The sequence below is a fragment of the Rhodococcus sp. WS3 genome, assembly GCF_003797085.1.
Lineage (GTDB): Bacteria > Actinomycetota > Actinomycetes > Mycobacteriales > Mycobacteriaceae > Rhodococcus_F > Rhodococcus_F globerula.
In genome coordinates this window covers 1-437 of record NZ_RKMA01000015.1, presented here as the reverse complement: position 1 = coordinate 437, position 437 = coordinate 1, and the positions used below count along the sequence as shown (strand labels likewise).

Here is a 437-nt window from a genome sequence, read left to right as displayed (position 1 = left end):
CACCCGTCGCACTCTGGCGGATCGTTGCCGGGTCATCGCGGACCTGTAACCGTATTCAGCATCCAACACAGTCATCTGTTCGGAACTGGATTCTTCTTGCCGACATCTAGCATTCGGCCGACTCTCGATGACGGTCCAGCTTGACGATCTCTCGTAGGACGCCCGCCGGCGAATGATGCCGGCGGGATTCGAGTCGTGGCGGAAGGTGTCGAAAACACGGGCGAGGTCCTGATCGCAGAGTTGAAGGCGCAGGTCTCCACCGACATCAGCCCGATCGCCAAGCCCCGTCAGATCACGATCGTGCCGGAACTGCCGAAGACCCGATCCGGCAAGATCATGCGCCGCCTCCTGCGCGACGTAGCCGAAGGCCGCGACCTCGGAGACACCTCAACCCTGGTCGACCCCAAGGTATTCGACGCAATCCGCGGTAAGTAGGG

The 437-nt window shown here is 61.6% G+C and carries 1 pseudogene; it reads left to right on the top strand.

From position 1 onward, the window contains the following. Positions 1-201 precede the first annotated feature (201 nt). Positions 202-435, top strand: a pseudogene (locus tag EEB13_RS31305) (AMP-binding enzyme); the annotation flags it as partial. Between the last annotated feature and the right edge of the window lie 2 nt (positions 436-437).